17 protein-coding genes and 2 pseudogenes are annotated in these 18,773 nt (G+C 45.9%); 15 read left to right on the top strand and 4 right to left on the bottom strand.

Annotation, left to right across the window (positions count from 1 at the left end):
• The first annotated feature begins 17 nt into the window (after positions 1-17).
• Positions 18-320, top strand: coding sequence for a YunC family protein (locus QF041_RS11105; protein ID WP_017689545.1), 303 nt, complete (start codon positions 18-20; stop codon positions 318-320).
• Between the two features lie 107 nt (positions 321-427).
• Here the strand turns inward: QF041_RS11105 and mtnA are convergent.
• A pseudogene (gene mtnA / locus QF041_RS11100) lies at positions 428-1,502 on the bottom strand (S-methyl-5-thioribose-1-phosphate isomerase).
• 23 nt (positions 1,503-1,525) lie between these two features.
• On the bottom strand, positions 1,526-2,743 hold the full coding sequence (gene mtnK / locus QF041_RS11095) for an S-methyl-5-thioribose kinase (protein ID WP_307414067.1): 1,218 nt from the start codon (positions 2,741-2,743) through the stop codon (positions 1,526-1,528).
• 298 nt (positions 2,744-3,041) lie between these two features.
• Here mtnK and QF041_RS11090 point away from each other — a divergent pair, with 298 nt between their 5' ends.
• From QF041_RS11090 to QF041_RS11040, 11 genes are all read left to right on the top strand, one after another.
• Entirely contained in the window at positions 3,042-3,503 is a 462-nt protein-coding gene (locus QF041_RS11090; protein ID WP_017689542.1) for a Dps family protein, read from the top strand.
• 126 nt (positions 3,504-3,629) lie between these two features.
• Complete coding sequence (locus QF041_RS11085; RefSeq protein WP_017689541.1) at positions 3,630-4,205, top strand: DUF1802 family protein; 576 nt, start codon at positions 3,630-3,632, stop codon at positions 4,203-4,205.
• A gap of 371 nt (positions 4,206-4,576) precedes the next feature.
• Positions 4,577-5,359, top strand: coding sequence for a Fe-S cluster assembly ATPase SufC (gene sufC / locus QF041_RS11080; protein ID WP_017689540.1), 783 nt, complete (start codon positions 4,577-4,579; stop codon positions 5,357-5,359).
• 25 nt (positions 5,360-5,384) lie between these two features.
• Entirely contained in the window at positions 5,385-6,689 is a 1,305-nt protein-coding gene (gene sufD / locus QF041_RS11075; protein ID WP_307414066.1) for a Fe-S cluster assembly protein SufD, read from the top strand.
• Positions 6,686-7,906 (top strand): cysteine desulfurase, encoded by a 1,221-nt coding sequence (locus QF041_RS11070; RefSeq protein ID WP_076330320.1) that lies wholly within the window; start codon positions 6,686-6,688, stop codon positions 7,904-7,906. The genes sufD and QF041_RS11070 overlap by 4 nt, the downstream gene beginning before the upstream one ends.
• Positions 7,896-8,327, top strand: a complete 432-nt coding sequence (sufU, locus tag QF041_RS11065; protein ID WP_017689537.1) for a Fe-S cluster assembly sulfur transfer protein SufU — start codon at positions 7,896-7,898, stop codon at positions 8,325-8,327. Before QF041_RS11070 ends, sufU begins: the two co-directional genes overlap by 11 nt.
• Positions 8,328-8,347: 20 nt before the next feature.
• Positions 8,348-9,745 carry a Fe-S cluster assembly protein SufB gene (gene sufB / locus QF041_RS11060; RefSeq protein ID WP_036669904.1) on the top strand — a complete coding sequence of 466 codons (1,398 nt, stop codon included), beginning with the start codon at positions 8,348-8,350 and terminating at the stop codon, positions 9,743-9,745.
• A gap of 299 nt (positions 9,746-10,044) precedes the next feature.
• Positions 10,045-10,380: a hypothetical protein gene (locus tag QF041_RS11055; RefSeq protein WP_307414065.1), complete on the top strand. Its 336-nt coding sequence runs from the start codon at positions 10,045-10,047 to the stop codon at positions 10,378-10,380.
• Positions 10,377-11,393, top strand: a complete 1,017-nt coding sequence (locus QF041_RS11050) for a jacalin-like lectin (protein WP_307414064.1) — start codon at positions 10,377-10,379, stop codon at positions 11,391-11,393. Before QF041_RS11055 ends, QF041_RS11050 begins: the two co-directional genes overlap by 4 nt.
• A 209-nt stretch (positions 11,394-11,602) precedes the next feature.
• Positions 11,603-12,322, top strand: a complete 720-nt coding sequence (locus QF041_RS11045; protein WP_307414063.1) for a M23 family metallopeptidase — start codon at positions 11,603-11,605, stop codon at positions 12,320-12,322.
• Between the two features lie 150 nt (positions 12,323-12,472).
• Positions 12,473-12,613, top strand: coding sequence for a hypothetical protein (locus QF041_RS11040; RefSeq protein WP_017689533.1), 141 nt, complete (start codon positions 12,473-12,475; stop codon positions 12,611-12,613).
• 133 nt (positions 12,614-12,746) lie between these two features.
• Here the strand turns inward: QF041_RS11040 and QF041_RS11035 are convergent, their stop codons facing one another.
• Entirely contained in the window at positions 12,747-13,796 is a 1,050-nt protein-coding gene (locus QF041_RS11035; protein WP_307414062.1) for an HD-GYP domain-containing protein, read from the bottom strand.
• A 123-nt stretch (positions 13,797-13,919) separates the two neighbouring features.
• Complete coding sequence (locus tag QF041_RS11030; RefSeq protein WP_307414061.1) at positions 13,920-14,666, bottom strand: molybdenum cofactor biosynthesis protein; 747 nt, start codon at positions 14,664-14,666, stop codon at positions 13,920-13,922.
• A gap of 120 nt (positions 14,667-14,786) precedes the next feature.
• Here QF041_RS11030 and QF041_RS11025 point away from each other — a divergent pair, with 120 nt between their 5' ends.
• The 3 genes and pseudogenes from QF041_RS11025 to yfkAB all read left to right on the top strand — a co-directional run bounded on the left by QF041_RS11025 (position 14,787) and on the right by yfkAB (position 18,770).
• Positions 14,787-16,217, top strand: coding sequence for a bifunctional metallophosphatase/5'-nucleotidase (locus tag QF041_RS11025; RefSeq protein ID WP_307414060.1), 1,431 nt, complete (start codon positions 14,787-14,789; stop codon positions 16,215-16,217).
• Between the two features lie 73 nt (positions 16,218-16,290).
• Entirely contained in the window at positions 16,291-17,412 is a 1,122-nt protein-coding gene (locus tag QF041_RS11020; protein WP_307414059.1) for an HD-GYP domain-containing protein, read from the top strand.
• Between the two features lie 220 nt (positions 17,413-17,632).
• A pseudogene (gene yfkAB, locus QF041_RS11015) lies at positions 17,633-18,770 on the top strand (radical SAM/CxCxxxxC motif protein YfkAB).
• The last annotated feature ends 3 nt before the right edge of the window (positions 18,771-18,773 follow it).

The raw sequence follows: 18,773 nt of genomic DNA, 5'->3' as shown, positions 1-18,773 counted from the left end.
AGGTGGATCGGGAAATTATGGTGACGATGGAGCCTATTGTAGTTGGAGAACATGTATTAGTTGGGGTAGAAGTCAAACTGCCCAAAACAACTTTGCTGACTATTAACACATCCAAAGGATATATCATGTGCGGAGCACTCGACGTGGGATTACTTAATGAGAAGCTCGGGGATCGCAAAATTATTGCGGCTCGGGCGGTTGGTGTGCGTACACTGGAGCAGTTGCTGCATGCACCTATGGAGTCGGTGACAACAGAAGCCGAGGCCATGGGCATTACGGTTGGCATGACGGGTGTAGAGGCTTTGTTGAAAATGATCTAATCATTATAAAAGGGCTCCCCATATGGGAAGCCCTTATTTAACGTCGTAATACAGAGCCTGGCACATCGTAGCTCCCACCTCTATACACACGAACGCTTCTCATTAAATTAAGCTTCTTCCTTCGCGAACAAGGCAGCCAGATTTTCTTGGAAAGGTGCGCGAACAACGCCTTTTTCCGTGATAATAGCTGTTACATATTCGTTAGGTGTTACGTCAAATGCTGGATTGTATACTTTAACACCTTGCGGTGCTGTACGTTTACCAAATCCTTCAGTGACTTCTTCCGCAGCGCGTTCTTCAATCGGAATGAGGTCCCCGGATGGAGTGGACAAGTCGATAGTCGACAATGGGCTCGCTACATAGAACGGAATATTATGAGCCTTGGCAAGCACGGCTACGCTATAGGTTCCGATTTTGTTAGCTACGTCACCATTCGCTGCAACACGATCTGTTCCGACGATAACGGCTTGAATCCAGCCTTTGGACATCACCATGCCTGCCATGTTATCACAGAGCAGCGTAACGTCAATGCCGGCTTGCTGTAACTCAAATGCAGTTAGGCGTGCACCCTGAAGTACAGGACGAGTTTCGTCTGCAAATACTTTCAGGTGAATGCCGCGTTCCTGTGCGAGATACATTGGAGCAGTTGCCGTACCATATTTCGCAGTAGCCAGTCCGCCTGCATTACAGTGGGTGAGCACACCCATGCCATCTTCAAATAAAGGCAGTGCATTCTCGCCGATCATGCGACATACTTCTTCGTCTTCCTTCTGAATCAACAGAGCTTCTACTTCAAGCGCATCATTGCCCTCATCCAGGCTCAGGCCGGATTCAACGACCTCATTTGCTTTTTGCACCATGCGATCCAGTGCCCAGAACAGGTTCACCGCTGTTGGACGGGAAGTAGCCAGATGAGCACATATGGATTTTACGTGGTCCAACCAACCTTGAACGGTCGTTCCGTCGTATGATTTGGCACCCAATACAACACCAAATGCAGCAGCAATACCAATCGCTGGGAGCACCGCGTACTTTCATGGAGTGGATGGATTCCCATACTTCCTCGGGTGTATACAGTTTCAACATGAGGATCGTTTCGGGCAACAGACGCTGGTCAAGCATTTCAAGCTTGTCCTTTTTCCAGATGAGAGAGGACAGAGGCTCATATTCAGGGGTTGTCATGGGTGGTTCCTCCGTTCCTTATGTTAAGCCTTAGTAGTAGTAACAGCTGTGGATACGATATCCAGTACTTCGCCGATGGTATTCAAGCGACGATTGTTCTTGATCAATGCTTTACCAATGGACAATGCTTTACGCTGAGCATGTTCACGTTCAGTTGCATTTGGAATGGTATCAATATCCGCCACGTGAGCGAGTCCCACGATACGACGAACCATTTTGGCACCTGCGAAGCCAATGGAATCTCTGAACAATTGTTGCACATACAGATCCTGATAGCCTGGCGTTTTTGCCATCGGATCAACGAGATCATTAACCCAGAGGGCACGGAAACGAGATTCGAATTCAGTCCATACATCACGAACCATATTCAGCATAAGCGTTTCACGCTCGCGCAAAGCAGTCTCATCCTGGATCCATCCTGGAAGGGATGCGTAATTCAAGAGCAGGTTTGCAAGGACTGCACCAACATCGAATCCCATGGGTCCGTAATATGCAAATTCGGGATCGATGACTTTGGTTGATTCAGGTGTAACAAAAATACTGCCTGTATGCAGATCTCCATGAAGCAGTGCCTGCCCATGTGTCAGGAATTTTTCCCGCAGCAAGGCCACTTCAAGGTGAAGCTCTCCATCTGTGCGAAGGGCTTCAGCCTCGTCTTCAATGGAAACATCATAATTATTTTTCTCGGCGATCCGGTAGGGTTCATCAAAGATCAGATCCTCCGTTATTTTACATTGGTCCGGATTAATGAATCTGCCCTGTTGTTCCTTCTTCAATTGCTGATCCATGCCCAAGTCGGATGTGAAGAACAGCGTTCTTGCCATGAATTCCCCAATATGCTGTGCAAAAAGAGGATAGGAAACACCTTCGATCAGGCCTTTGCGCATGATTACATGATCACTCAGATCTTCCATAACCGTTAACGCGAGGTCGTCATCGTAATGATACACTTCGGGTACCATACCTGGACACAGACGATACTCTTCCTGGAGAATCTCACGTTCAATGCGGGCACGTACCAGAGAGAGTGGCCATGATTCTCCAACCACTTTCGCATAAGGAAGCGCCTGTTTGATAATGATACTTTTATCGGAGTTCTGATCCGTGATGTGGAATACCAAATTCAGATTGCCGTCGCCGATCTCGTGACAATCCAGATTCGCATCTGCCGCAAATGGACCCGGTAATGTTTTGGCCAGTTCAATTGCATCCTGGGGGGTAAACGGGCGATATTGGGACAAAGGTGCCACCTCCATATATATGAAGAAACAGGAAAACCCACTTCTTTGCTTGGTATATGTCAGTATATCGGAAATAGCGCGGTTTTTGAACTTTTTTTTGAGACAAGCCAAGTTGATCCTGATTCGAACTTCCGGTTCGAGGGTAAAAACAAATAGGCCGGACGGTTGAGAGAAACGCCGTTAACAAGCCTCTCTGCTAGCAAGCGGTGACGCATTATTAACTCTCTGTTATGCATGGCAGGACAACCTGCTTACCACGGCATGACAGACTAATTTTAAATAAAAGGATGGGATTAATATGGCTACAAAAAACAAAACAGATCAAGCAAAATCGGTGGAACAAGTACTTAATCGTCAGGTAGCTAACCTGAACGTATTGTATGTTAAAATCCATAACTATCACTGGTACGTTAAAGGACCTAACTTCTTCACGTTGCATGTGAAATTCGAAGAGTTCTACAACGAAGTTACAGTACAAATGGATGAAATCGCAGAGCGTATCCTTACGCTGAAAGGTAGCCCAGCGGCTACAATGAAAGAGTATCTGGAGCTTTCTTCTATCCAAGAAGCAGCAGGCGGAGAAGACGCAAAAACAATGGTGCAAAACCTCATCGAGGACTTCGCTACACTTTCGAATGAATATCAGGAAGGTATCGAAGTTGCAGATGCAGCTGAAGATCAACCTACATCCGATATGCTGACAGGCTTCAAGGCTGACCTTGAGAAACACATGTGGATGCTTCGCTCTTTCCTAGGTTAATATAGCCAAGATTTTGCCTAATACAAGTGGTTCTCTTACGTAAGTTTTCTGAGCTCGGATCTTTGTTGTCAGAAACGCCCTGAGCGTCTATACTGCTGACAAGAACGATAGGGGAGGGAACCGCTTATGTTAGAACCAACGATACCGGCTTTAAAAGAATGGGCTTCTGCAATCAAAGCACTGGAAACGGGTCGCCAAATTATGGTGATGCGCAAAGGTGGAATCGTAGAGGAAACCCGACATTTTGAGCTGAAAAGTCCGGCGTTTTACCTGTATCCGACTTATGAACATCAGCGTAAAGAACTGATAAAGTCCTCGGATCAATCCTATGTTGAAGAATCACTGGCCGAATGGGTGCCCGAAGCTTCGACAATCCGTATTACTGCATATGCCGAAGTAACGCAGGATCTGGAGATACGAGATCAGGAGATGCTGGATCGACTTCTTGACTTTCATATGTGGACAGCGGATTTTGCCGAAGACCGTTTGAAATGGAAACGGAAAGATCCGCTCCATGTATTGATTTTACGTGTGTACCTTTTGAAAGAACCGATGGAAATCCCCGTACTGCCTGAATATAACGGTTGCCGTTCATGGATTTCTATTCCGAATGGTCCGGTGCCGCGCGAAATGACGCCGGTGGTGGACGTTGCGGATTTTGACGAACAGGTACAGAAGATTAACGAGATGCTCAAATTGTAATATTATTAATGAAGGGGCTTGTCCATAATATGGATAAGTCCTTTTTTTAGATTAGTGTATAGCAGATACGATAAAAGCTTCATTTTCTGTGATTTTTCTCACTGTCTATCTTTGCGGGAGATGTTTTCTCATTTGATTCAATCTGGTATTTATTATAGAATCAGAAAGAATAATGTTTCCTGCAAGGAATATACACTCTAAGGAAATAGCTTGATTATCATTGAGAATCAGTTTAGAATTATTCTAAAGTGCTCTTGCTTTAAGGAATCGAGTACAAGAGAAATTCAGGGGAAGCCCTGTTCAGATATAATAGGCGCTTTTTCGTTTTCGACAGTAAACATCAATTTAATCAATGGAGGGAAACAATACACATGGCTACGAATTTCGTCATTGAAGGTCTGAAAGCGACGATCGAAGGTAAGGAAATCCTGAAAGGCATCAACCTGGAAATGAAAGGTGGAGAAATCCACGCAATCATGGGTCCGAACGGAACAGGTAAATCCACTCTGGCTTCTGCATTGATGGGTCATCCTAAATATGAAGTAACAGACGGTACAATTACACTTGATGGTGAAGATGTATTGGATATGGCTGTAGATGAGCGCGCACGTGCAGGTCTCTTCCTGGCTATGCAATACCCAAGTGAAATTGCAGGTGTTACGAACTCCGACTTCTTGCGTAGTGCAATTAACGCACGTCGTGGCGAAGGTAACGAGATCTCCCTGATCAAGTTCATTCGTCAAATGGAAGGTAAAATGAAAGAACTCGACATGAACCCTGAGTTCGCTCACCGTTACCTGAATGAAGGTTTCTCCGGTGGTGAGAAAAAACGTAACGAGATTCTGCAAATGATGCTGCTTGATCCGAAAATCGTAGTACTTGATGAAATTGACTCCGGTCTGGACATCGATGCTTTGAAAATCGTGGCTGACGGTGTGAACGCTATGAAGAGCGAAGACCGTGGCTTCCTGATCATCACTCACTACCAACGTCTGTTGAACTACATTACGCCTGACTATGTTCACGTAATGATGCAAGGTCGTATCGTGAAATCCGGCGGACCTGAATTGGCTCACCGTCTGGAAGCAGAAGGGTATGACTGGGTAAAGGCAGAGCTGGGAATTACAGACGAAACTGTAGGCCAAGAAGCGTAAAGACAAAACGGAGGAGGATTAATTAATGACTACACAAACAATTCTTCCGGTTGAATCTGAAGCGCTTCGCGCCTTGTCGGAAAGCAACAATGAACCCGGCTGGTTGACCGAACAGCGGCTTGAAGCTTTAAAGCTTGCGAGCGGGCTTGCGCTTCCTAAACTGGAAAAACAAAAAATCGAACGCTGGAATGTCAGCGAGTACGGAACATATAAAACAAGTGAAGCCATTTCTTCTTTGACAGAAGTACCTGCTTCTATCAAAGATCTGGTTCAGGATCAAGCTGAAGGCAGTCTGGTTATCCAGCGCAATTCCGGTACGGTATACTCCAAGGTGTCTGCTGATCTGGCAGCAAAAGGAGTTATCTTCACGGATCTGGCTACAGCGGTTCGCGAACATGGCGATCTGGTAAAACAATATCTGAACACAGCAGTTAAAGCGGATGAGCATTCCCTCGCTGCATTGCATGCGGCACTTTGGAATGGCGGGGTCTTCCTGTATGTTCCGAAAAATGTCGAAATCGAAGTACCACTTCAAGCAGTGTTGCTTACGGATGACGCATCTGCAACGTTTGCACCTCACGTGCTTGTGGTTGCAGAAGCAAACAGTTCAGTAACTTATGTTGATAACTATGTATCTGGCGAATTGTCCGCACCTGTTTTCCATAATGGTGTTGTGGAAGTATTCGCAAAATCCGGTGCTAAAGTACGTTTCGCATCGGTTCATCAACTGAGTCTGAATGTAACTGATGTTTCATTCCGTCGTGCAGTGCTGGAGAATGATGCTTCCATCGAGTGGATTGTAGGCGAAATGAACAATGGCGACACAGCGAGCAACACGATGACCGTGCTGAAAGGCAATGGATCAAGTTCTGATTCCAAAGTCATCGCTGTAGGTTCTGGTTCGCAGAAAATCAACTACACCACAGAAGCGCGTCACTTCGGCAAGAATACACCAAGTCAGATGATTACACGTGCAGTTATGCGTGAAGAAGCTTCTGCAATCATCAACGGGATCACTAAGATTGAGAAAGGCGCTACCAAAGCCGATGGACAGCAGACAGAGAAAGTGTTGATGCTGAGCCCTAAAGCACGTGGAGACGCCAACCCAATCCTCCTTATTGATGAGGATGATGTAACAGCAGGTCACGCGGCTTCTGTTGGTCAAGTCAATGCCGAGCAGATTCATTACTTGATGTCGCGCGGAATTAACCGTACGGATGCCGAACGCCTGATCATCTATGGCTTCCTGGCTCCGGTGGTGGCGGATATTCCTTTGGAAGCACTGCGCACCCAACTGCAGTCCCTGATTGAGAAGAAGCTGGGACAATGAACCCGTCCATTCGCGAGCAGTTCCCGATCCTCCACCAGGAAATTAACGGACACCCGCTCGTATATTTAGATAGTGCTGCAACTTCACAGAAGCCTCATGCTGTGATCGAAGCAGTCAAACATTATTATGAGTATGAGAACTCCAACGTACACCGCGGTGTTCATACCCTTGGAAGCCGTGCAACTGACGCTTACGAAGGCGCACGTGAGAAGGTAGCCAAGTTTATCAATGCCCGCCGTACACAGGAGATTATCTTTACTCGCGGGACAACGACAGCCCTGAATCTGGTGGCTTCATCATATGCCCGCGCTAATTGCAAAGAAGGCGATGAAATTGTTATCACGCAAATGGAGCACCATAGTAATCTGATTCCTTGGCAGCAAGTTGCCAAGGAGACAGGTGCAACATTGAAATACATTCCGCTTCAGCCAGACGGTCATATTGAATTGGCTGATGTCGAGAAGACGATTACGAACAATACTAAAATTGTAGCAATCGCTTATGTATCCAATGTTATGGGTCTGATCCATCCTGTGAAACAAATTGCTGAAATTGCACACCGCAATGGTGCTGTCATCGTTGTTGATGGCGCACAAAGCACACCTCACATGAAGGTGGACGTTCAGGATCTGGACTGTGATTTCTATGCATTATCCGGTCATAAAATGTGCGGACCAACGGGAATCGGTGCACTCTACGGCAAAAAGGCGCTGCTGGAGTCCATGGAACCCATTGAGTTCGGTGGTGAAATGATTGATGATGTGGGTCTGTACGAATCCAACTGGAAAGAACTTCCCTGGAAGTTCGAAGGCGGAACCCCGATTATCGCAGGTGCGGTAGGTTTGGGAGCTGCCATTGATTTTCTGGAGCAGATTGGTATGGATGAAATTGCACATCATGAAAGTGTGCTGGCAGCTTATGCGACGGAACGTCTGTCCGAAATTGATGGGTTAACGATCTATGGCCCAGCCAAGCGGCATGTGGGTGTCGTTACCTTTAACCTGGGTGATGTTCATCCGCATGATGTGGCAACCGTGCTGGATGCGAGTGGCGTAGCCATTCGTGCCGGACACCATTGCTGTCAACCGCTAATGCGCTGGCTTGAAGTTAGCTCAACAGCTCGTGCCAGCTTCTATCTATACAATAACGAACAAGATGTAGATCGGCTTGTCAGCGCCTTAATCCAGACAAAGGAGTATTTTGGCGATGCAACTTGATGATCTGTACAGACGTGTTATAATGGACCACTACAAAAACCCGCGTAACCGCGGAACATTTGATAATGACGCTGTCACGGTGAATTTGAACAATCCAACGTGCGGCGACCGGATTTCACTGCAAATTTTGCTGAAAGACGGAATCGTTCAGGAAGCCAAATATACGGGTGAAGGCTGCTCCATCAGTATGTCCTCTGCATCGATGATGACGGAGGCCGTCAAAGGCAAAACGATGGAACAGGCACTCGATATCGCTAACCGTTTTTCCTCACTGATGAAAGGTGAAGAAGTCGATTTCGACGATTATGAAGATCTCGAAGCCCTATCCGGTGTGAACAAGTTCCCTGCACGCATCAAATGTGCCACTCTGGCCTGGAATGCATTACGCAAAGGGATTGACGAAGAGAACAAAGTACAATAACGATAGGGAGGTAGAGCAAGATGGCTAAAAAAGCACCAGAAATGGAAGAGTACAAATATGGTTTTCGCGACGAGCACAAATCCATCTTTCAAACCGGTAAAGGTCTGACTGCAGAAGTGGTTACCGAGATTTCCAAGATTAAGAATGAACCGGAATGGATGTTGGAATTCCGTTTGAAATCCTTGAAACAATTCGAAAAGATGCCAATGCCGAAATGGGGCGGAGATCTCGACGGATTGGATTTCAATGAAATTCAGTATTATGTACGTGCTTCGGAAAAACAAGGTAAAACATGGGAGGAAGTTCCTTCTGAAATCAAGGAAACCTTTGATAAATTGGGTATCCCTGAAGCAGAGCAAAAGTTCCTTGCAGGTGTATCGGCTCAGTATGAGTCCGAGGTTGTATACCACAACATGCAAAAGGAATTGGAAGACCAAGGTGTAATCTTCATGGATACGGATACGGCTCTCAGAGAGCATCCGGAAATCCTGCGTGAATATTTTGCAACGGTTATTCCACCAGCAGATAACAAATTTGCTGCTTTGAATAGTGCGGTATGGTCCGGAGGAAGCTTCATCTACGTGCCTAAGGGCGTTAAATGTGAAGTGCCTCTGCAAGCCTACTTCCGGATTAACTCCGAGAATATGGGACAATTCGAGCGTACACTCATCATTGCGGACGAAGACAGCTTCGTTCACTATGTAGAGGGCTGTACAGCTCCAATCTACAGCACGAACTCACTGCATAGTGCGGTTGTTGAGATCATCTGTAAGAAAAATGCCCGTGTTCGTTACACAACGATTCAAAACTGGGCACCAAACATCTACAACCTCGTTACGAAACGTGCAGTTGCTGAAGAAAATGCAACAATGGAATGGGTCGATGGTAACATCGGTTCCAAACTGACAATGAAATATCCAGCGGTTGTACTGAAAGGTCGTGGAGCTAAAGGTTCCGTACTTTCCATCGCTGTAGCTGGTAAAAACCAGCATCAGGATGCAGGTGCGAAAATGATCCACTTGGCTCCGGATACAACATCTACGATTGTATCCAAGTCCATCAGTAAACATGGTGGTAAAGTAACGTACCGTGGTTTGGCTTCCTTTGGACGTCAAGCTGAGGGCGCGAAATCCAACATCAAGTGTGATACACTCATTCTCGATAATGAGTCCACATCGGATACAATTCCTTACAATGAAATCATGAATGATAACATCATGCTGGAGCATGAAGCTACAGTATCCAAAGTGTCTGAGGATCAACTCTTCTACCTGATGAGCCGTGGTCTGACTGATGCAGAAGCAACACAGATGATTATCATGGGCTTCATTGAGCCATTCACGAAGGAATTGCCAATGGAATACGCCGTTGAGATGAATAGATTGATCAAATTCGAAATGGAGGGCTCCATTGGTTAATCCAATGCAGCGCCTTTCGAAGCCGTAAAGCTGAAGCTAGTTGCTGATGTTAAGCGGTAGATATCGTTTTATGTGATCGAATACCCTCTAGAGCAGACTTTTTAAAAAGTCTCTCTAGGGGGTATTTTTATTCAAAAATCTGGGGATAACAGCGTTCAGAAGGTTGTTCTGTTATCGGAGTGGCAAGTGAAATATTCTTTAGTTCAATTTGTATATTTACAAATGAATAGACCAGCGTTATTCTTCCATTAACGAATATTACATATATTTGAATAGATTCAAATATGAGGAGGTATATAATGCGAAGAAGTATAGTTAAAAAAGGAGCAGCCTTGGTATTGTCTGCTGTTGTTGCCTTTACGAGCTCACCGTTATTTTTATCAACGGCGAGTGCTGCAGAAGGTGGATCAGTATTGGGTTCGTTCAAGGTGCTTAGTTACAATGTAGGTGGTCTTCCGGACCTGGTTTCCAGTTCCAACCCCAAGGAGTACACCGTTCAGATTTCCCCCAAATTAAATGACTATGACATCATTAATGTGCAAGAGGATTTTAATTATCATAATGAGCTGATATCTCAAATCACTCTGCCGTATTTGACGACAACCAGCGGAATTGCGGGTTTTGTAGTGGGTTGAACAGTCTGTCCAAATATCCATTCCGTGACTTGAAGCGCGTAACCTGGGATAAGCGATCCGGTCTTTTTGACAATGGAAGTGATGAATTGACTCCAAAAGGATTTACAGCAGCTACGTATGAGATCACACCTCAGGTGAAAGTGGACGTGTACAACTTGCATGCGGACGCAGGTAGCGATGATAAATCTCTTGAGGCCAGACGAGATAATATCAGACAACTCTCCAATTACATAAAGGAGCACTCGGACGGGAACGCAGTTATCGTATTTGGGGATACCAATACACGGTACACCCGTGCGGCTGACAATATAGAGCTACTCATGTCTGAGAATGGTTTAAGAGATCCGTGGATCGATTTGATTCGAGGTGGGAGTATTCCCGCTGATGGTGAAGCCCTTATGGATACAACCAATTTAAATGGACCCAACTACGAGATAGTGGACAAAATTTTGTATCGCGGAAGTAAAGCATTGTCCCTTAATGCACAGAGCTATCGGTTAGAAAATCAAACATTTGTTGACCCGAGTGGGAAGCAACTCTCCGATCATTATCCGATTACAGCGGAATTTGTGTACAGCACATCTTCTCAGTACCAATTAAGTTCAACAATCGGAGGATCCGGAGGAACTGGGTTTAATGATCTGAATCAGATTCCCGATGCCAGACCTAGCTCAGTGGTGCTTAACTCGGGCAATCGTGTAGACGGCATTTCAACGCTGTACAGGGATGGAACGAATCTGGCACATGGTGGTCAATCCAACATTTCCACACTTACCTTGGCAGAGGGAGAGTACTTAACCGAGGTCACAATTGGTCAGGGGACACGAAATGGTGATAAACGGATCTTTTACGTGGAGTTGTCCACCAATCTTGGAAATAAAGTTGAAGGCGGACAAAAGACCTCGGATCAAATCAAACTTGAGGCACCAGCGGGGTGGTACATTGCCGGATTTTATGGAAGAGCAGGACAGGAATTGGATCAGCTAGGCGTCATATTCAGACCTCTGAATTAGAAGTGAGTAGTGGTTAAAATGAAATAATAATATATACATTTCATAGAGTGTTCATATTAGCACATCGCCGCTTGGAATATACGTTGGAGAGAGACCATAAGGTTTCCCTAATGATATTCTGAGCGGTATTTTTGTGGAATAAAATAAGACCAATAGCACAAGCCATTTCATAGATTTAAGCATTTAATGATAGAAAAGGATGTGAGTGTATGAGCGTGAACCCTTTCGAGGGATATCGGATTACAAGTTCATTCGGCTATCGAATTCATCCTATTCATGGTGGACAGACATTTCACCGCGGAATTGATCTCGTGACAGAGCCTTGGAATGGCCCGGTCTATGCCTTTATGGAAGGCAGGGTACGTTTTGCTTCCGAAGGAGTTACAGGCTCCGGATTCGGCGGTTACGGGCTTACAGTTGCCCTTCAAGATCATCGTGGCTACTTGCATTGTTATGCTCACCTTTCGCGGATTGCCGTAACCGTTGGGCAGCGTGTGAAGCGAGGCCAGCTTATCGGGAATCAGGGAAGCACGGGTCAGAGTACTGGCCCGCATGTACATTATGAGATTCGTAAAACAAGTGCGCCATCGTACGGGTACACAGCCAGCGAAGATGGTGTGATGGAACCGGGTGCGTATCTACAGGCCGAATACGGAACTGCATCTCAGGAACAGGAGGCTCCGCCGATGACCACTGAGCAGAAGAAAATGTTTGAAGCCATGCAGAAAACGCTGGAGATTCAAGGGGGATGGATTCAGCAACAGGAGCAACTTTCCAATATGGATTGTCCCGCATGGGCGCAGCAAGCATTTGATTATTATCGACCGTTTATTATGAATGACAAAGGCAGTTATGAATTTTGGAGATTACTTGTTATCATGTACCGCAAGGAAAAAGGCATCCAGGTTCATTCGGAGTCCGACATATAGATCTCTGCAAAGAACAGGGAATAGCAAAAGGCTAAACCACTCAAGTAGATGCAGACAGACAACCATTTATCGAATGTTGCCTGTTCGCCCGGTTCATTCCAACGGAAACGTCATATGTTAGGGTATACCTGATGAAGAGGAGGCAATCACATGAGCGAAGTAGGATATGGCTGTGGTGGCAACGTAGGCGGAGTAGGCGGCGTTGGCGGATACAATATGTTCACAAACACTGGTGCAATCTTGGTACTGTTCATTCTGTTGGTTATCATCACCAAAGCATTCTGCGTGTAATTCCAACATGATCGAATCGGAATAGACAAAAGGGAAGCCGATTACGGCTTCCCTTTTGTCATATGCCAACCTATGAGTTGGTTATTTCAGTTACTATGGAGTTCTTCGTATACATGCTGTGTACAATGAACAGTTACTGTACATAAATCTCAACGATAGCAATATCTCTTTCTTTCGCTAAATCGATAAAGGCCGTAGAGGTCTGAACGAGTGGTCGGAAATAATCCGCAGGATTGTTCATGACAATGAGTCCCGTCTGACCCGTGGTGAGCAGAACCCTTTTACCGATAAAATTAGGCAGCATGTGCTTTATCAGTTCCTGTGTTGCTTCAGCATTTAACTGACCAAAGCTGAGGCTGTACAGTTCACATAGAACAGAGATCAGTTCCTGTTTGGTCTGGTACACCCGATTGGTCGTCATGGCGCTGTAAACGTCTGCTACAGCAGTTATACGGGCAAATGGGTGGATCTCGTCTCCTCGCAGCCCATGAGGATAACCACTTCCATCCTCGCGCTCATGATGCTGAAGTGCAACCATTGCCAGAATTTCATCCTGCGTGGATTCTTTAATGATATCGTACCCAAAGAATGTGTGTTTCTTCATTTCGTCAAATTCTTCCGTGGTCAATTTACCAGGTTTATGTAAAATCTCAGAAGGAATCTTGGACTTACCGATATCATGAAGATATCCTGCTTTGGCTACCGTTAGACATTCCTCGGGGTTGTAACCCATCCAGCCGGCGATATAAAAAGCGAGCATTCCGACTTGCAATGAATGGTTGTACGTATAATCGCTATCCCCGTCCAGCATAAGCAACAAGGAGACAACATCTTTTTGTTTTTCCAACTGTTCTGTTAGGGTAAACAAAATCTCATCGACCTGTGTCTCATCAATAAAACCCTTCTCCATCGCTTGTTGAAATAGAGATTCAGTACCTTTGATCGTATCGTTAAACAAGTTAGTTAACAGACGGGTTTGATCGGAAGGTAAGGTTTGTGCATCAGAGTGTAGGTCGGATGTTGTGTGTTCTACATCTGCGTACTCGATTCCATGTTGCAACAGTTTGGATAGGTCATCTTCACTGAGGGTGGAACCTTTCATCAGCATGTGGAGACCCGAACTGTTGTATACATCATTTTTTAACAGGTCACCCGGTTTAAGATCAGTAACATGCACTCTCACGTATAAACCACCTTTTCTCGACTAATATCGACACATATAATTATAATAACAAGAAAAAAATGGGTTGACAACGACTTATTTACTATTAACCCACTCTATCTAAAAGGTGTAAAGGCTCATTATTTAGTTCTCTATGGGGTTCCATGGTCCTAATTGATGTCCCTTCCATTCAGATCCATCTTCCCAAATTTCCTTTTTCCAGATCGGAACGGTCTGTTTGAGTCTCTCTATGGCGTAACGGCTTGCATCATAACAGTCGTTGCGATGAGGCGAGGAAACGGCAATGACTACACTAATCTCTGCCACATCGACTTTGCCGATTCGGTGACTGATTGCACATAACACACCAGGCCAGCGATCGGAGATTTCCACACCAATGGCTGCCATCTGAGAAAGAGCCATCGGCACATAGGCCTCGTATTCAAGATGAACCGTGCGCTGTTCACCGGTCATTTCACGAGTCGTACCTACAAAAGTAAGAGCTGCCCCGTGATTCGGGGTAATCACTAGTGCCGTTGTTGCTTCCACGGACAAGGTGGACTCTGTAATCAGAAATAAGCCATCTTCAGTCCGATGCTCTGGAACGGTAGAGCGAAGCTTTTCATCGGATATATCCGTACCATCGCCGCCAGAGACGGGAGGGATCAACGCAAGTTCATCTTCTGAGCTAAGTATAGTATCGGCAGGAGCGTACTGCTGGTTAACTGCCAAAAAGGATGTCTTTATCTGAGAAGCTGCCTCTGGGTAGGCCAGACTCAGTTTTTCTTTTAAATCGGCAGCGGTTGGAATGTCTCCAATGTACTCAAACTCCAGAAGGGATGTATTTAAACGTTCTGCAATGCCTGCAAATAGTTGAATTGTCAATTTCATAGATATTACTCACCTCTTTTTGATCTCTAAACCCTATAAATATATCATAACGACGCGGAAAATGTTATGCTTATCCATTAGAAGAATGAACGTTTATTGAAGAGCAGGGGAGGCGGTGTGATGAGCACCAGGGAGAAGCAAACGTTAACGATTCTGCACACCAACGACATTCATAGCCACTTCGGCTCCATGAGCACCATCGCCGCTATGATCAATGAGGAACGTGACCAAGGTGGCAACTTCCTTGTATTGGATATCGGCGATCATATGGACCGGATGGCCGTTGAAACAGAGGGAACACTGGGTACGGCTAATGTTGATGTTATTAATCTGACGGGCTACGATGCCATTACAATCGGTAACAACGAAGGACTAACCTTTACGCCAGATCAGCTCTCGCAGTCTTACGCTGGACTTCTGTGTCCTGTGGTATGCAGCAATGTTGTGGACCAAGATACTGGACTTGCGCCAGTGTGGATGAAACCTTCTCTGATTGTGGAGAAAGGTCCATTTCGCGTTGGTCTGCTGGGGGCAACGGCCCCTTTTACCACGTTTTACGAATTGCTCGGGTGGGATGTTCTGGACCCTGTGGATTCACTAAGAGCTCAAGTGGAAGCATTACGTGATGAAGTGGATGTGATAGTTATTCTTTCACATCTGGGGCTTTCGACAGATCGGAGATTGGCAGAGCAGATTACTGGAATTGATGTTATTCTCGGTGGACATACCCATCATGTTCTCGAAGAACCATTAGTCATTGGTCAGACCGTGCTGGGTGCAGCTGGGAAATTTGGCCAATGGCTTGGGAAAGTGGTTCTGGAACGAACAAGTGTGGAAGAACCTCTCCAACTGGTAAGTAGCGGTTGTATGGCTGCCAAGAGTATATTACTGGATGATCAGGTTGCGCTGGCAATCGCTACGAATCGTACGGAAGCCGAAAGGACACTCAATCAGACGGCAGTGATAACGGATCGGGTGCTGCCCATCGCGTATGACCGGGAATCCCCGTTTGCTACCTTGCTTGCACAAGCTGTACGTCATTTCACGGGGGCACAGCTGTCTCTGGTGAATGCAGGTCAGCTTCTCGGAGAGCTTCCACAAGGTAATATTACAAAAGGAATGTTGCATTCCCTATGTCCATCTCCTATAAATGCTTGTACAATATGCTTGAGTGGAAGTCATATTCGTGAAGCACTTGAGCAGTCCTTGTTGGACGAGTTTTCAGGTAAGCCCATTGTGGGATTTGGTTTTCGTGGTCATATTCTAGGCACGTTATGTATGGACGGAATGGAAGTTCAATACAATCCGGATGCGCCAGCCTATGAGAAGATCCAGGCCATATCCATTAATGGGGAGCCAATGGACGAACAATGTGAGTATATCGTTGGGACACTGGACATGTTTACGTTCAATGTGGGGTATCCTCCTCTTGCTCATGGAACCCGTACGCTCTATCATCTTCCGGAATTCATACGCGATTTGCTGGAAACGGAAATAAAACGACCAGGGGCTCTGGACGACAGCCTGCGAGCCCGCTGGCATCAAAGCTAAATTTAAAGTACTTGCCTTCTGCTGAAGCGGCGGCTAGTGGTAATTACATCTACGGAGCGGGAGAGGATAGGCTGTGCGTTTAGTACATATAAACTTATTGCAGCCTGGCATGAAGCTGGGGAAACGTATTTATAGTGAAGAAGGCCTTGTATTACTTAGTGAGGATGTAGAGCTAACCAGTCGATTGATTGGACGCCTTAAGGATCTTGGGGTCAGTTATGTGTATATTAAAGATGCTGCGACAGAGGACATCATCGTTCCTGAAATGTTGCAGGAAGAGACCCGAAGGAAGGCACTGGTCGAGATCAAACAGCAATTTCAGAGTATGTCAGGACTGAAAACCAAAAATCGGATTCCTCATTTCGGTAAAGCGCTTAGTGGTGTGATGAATGCGATTCTGGAAGACATCGGCAGTCAGAAGGAAGCCATGATTATGCTGATGGACATGAACTCCAGCGATTTTGACCTGTATAACCATTCTCTGAATGTATGTGTGTACACGCTGGTTCTTGGTGTCGCTTCGGGTTACACACGCCAGCAATTAATGGAGATTGGTCTGGGCGCTTTGTTGCATGATATCGGCAAAACACAGATTGCACCAGAAATTCTGCATAAACCCTCCAGATTAAGTGACGAGGAATTCAAAATCATTCAGCAGCACACTACATATGGACACCGTATTCTCAAAGACGAACCAGGTATACCACTTCTATCTGCGCATTGTGCATTGCAGCACCATGAGCGAATTGATGGCAGCGGATATCCCTTTGGGCTGAAGGATAAAGAGATTCATGAGTATGCCAAGTGGATTGCTCTTGCTGATTCGTATGATGCCATGACAACGAATCGAGTCTACAAGCAAGCCTTGCTGCCACATCAGGCCGTAGAGGTGCTGTATACGGGCTCAGGAACGCTTTATGAACAACGAATGCTGGAGAGATTCAGGGATTGTGTAGCGATCTACCCCGTGGGTCTATCGGTCACGCTCAGTACGGGAGAGGTTGGGGTGGTCGCAGCGATTCATCCACGTGTTCCTCAACGTCCACTTATCCGGGTGCTCAAGGATGCCGACGGCCAGACCTTATCTTCGCCCTACGAAATTAACCTGTCTACAGCACTGTCTGTGATGATCACAGGTGTAGAGGGTCTGGAGGATACACCTTCATCTGCCCAAAGTGAACGGTTGGAAAGCTGAACAAGCTTAGAAATGATTAGCGCTCATGTCGTAATATCGGGGCCGTTTCGTGATTCGGCCCGGAGTTACCTGAGTGTTTTTTGTCATGTAATGGACAGGGTCTACGTATGCCGGAGCATTCAAAATTGTGCTATGATAAAAGATAACTCCAAAAAGAGAAACACAAGGTATGATGTAAATAAAACTTTTTAGGTTAATAAAAGGAATAAGGTGAAGAACAATGACCATGCTAAACTCAGGATCGGTACAACCGATGCCTTTATCGCCAACGAATGATCCGTGGGATCCGATCGGCTCTCTGCGTACATATGGACGCCATGTGCTGACCAGTGTAGAAATGACCGTGACACATCTGTGCAATATGAGGTGTGAGCATTGTGCCGTGGGAGATATGCTTACGATGCGTGAGGCGCCGGCTCTTCCGCTCCCCTCTGATGCTAAAACGATTGGATGAAGTGGAGCATCTGCAGACGATTAGTCTGACGGGTGGCGAGCCAAGCTTTAGCCAGAAAACAGTGGATGAGATGATTATTCCGCTGCTCAAATATGCCAAGGAACGTGGAATTCGTTCCCAGATCAATTCGAATTTAACGCTGGATATCAGCCGGTATGAGCAACTTTTACCTTATCTGGACGTTATGCATATCTCATTCAACTATCTGAATGCTGACGATTTCCATCAAGTTGGATTTGCGAATAGTGGCAGACCTGTGAAACGTGAAGTCGCGGTGAAGATGTATGAGAAAATGATTGAAAATTCCCGCAAACTGAGTGAAGCAGGCATGTTTATCTCTGCGGAATCGATGATTAACTTCCGTACGCACGACAAGCTGGATGGTATTCACCAATTGATTCGTGAGATGGGCTGTGTCCGTCATGAAGTGCATCCGATGTATAATTCGAACTTTGCTTCGTCACTGCCGGTCTTATCACTGGATCATATGAGAGCAGCGATTCATCGTTTACTTGATGTGCGTGACAAGGATATGTGGATGCTTTTCGGAACATTGCCGTTCTTCGCATGCAGTGCAGCAGAGCAGGATCGGGAACTGATCAACCGTTTATACAGCGAACCAAATGTGACGGTACGTAATGATCCGGACGGACGCAATCGCGTTAACGTCAACATGTTTACGGGTAATGTGTATGTGACGGATTTTGCTGATATCCCGGCATTTGGCAACATTCGTGATCGTAAACTGGATGATGTGTTCCATGAATGGTCAGCTGAACATCCGTTGAATCAAACGGTCAATTGCCATTGCGATATTGCATCCTGTTGCGGACCAAACCTGCTAGTGGCAGATATGTATTACAAGGGCGTAGATTTCAAATCTAGAAAGGCAATCACACGTTGATAT

It is taken from the genome of Paenibacillus sp. W2I17, assembly GCF_030815985.1.
Lineage (GTDB): Bacteria > Bacillota > Bacilli > Paenibacillales > Paenibacillaceae > Paenibacillus.
The sequence above is the reverse complement of the archived record's forward strand: the minus strand, read 5'-3'. Positions and strand labels throughout refer to the sequence as shown.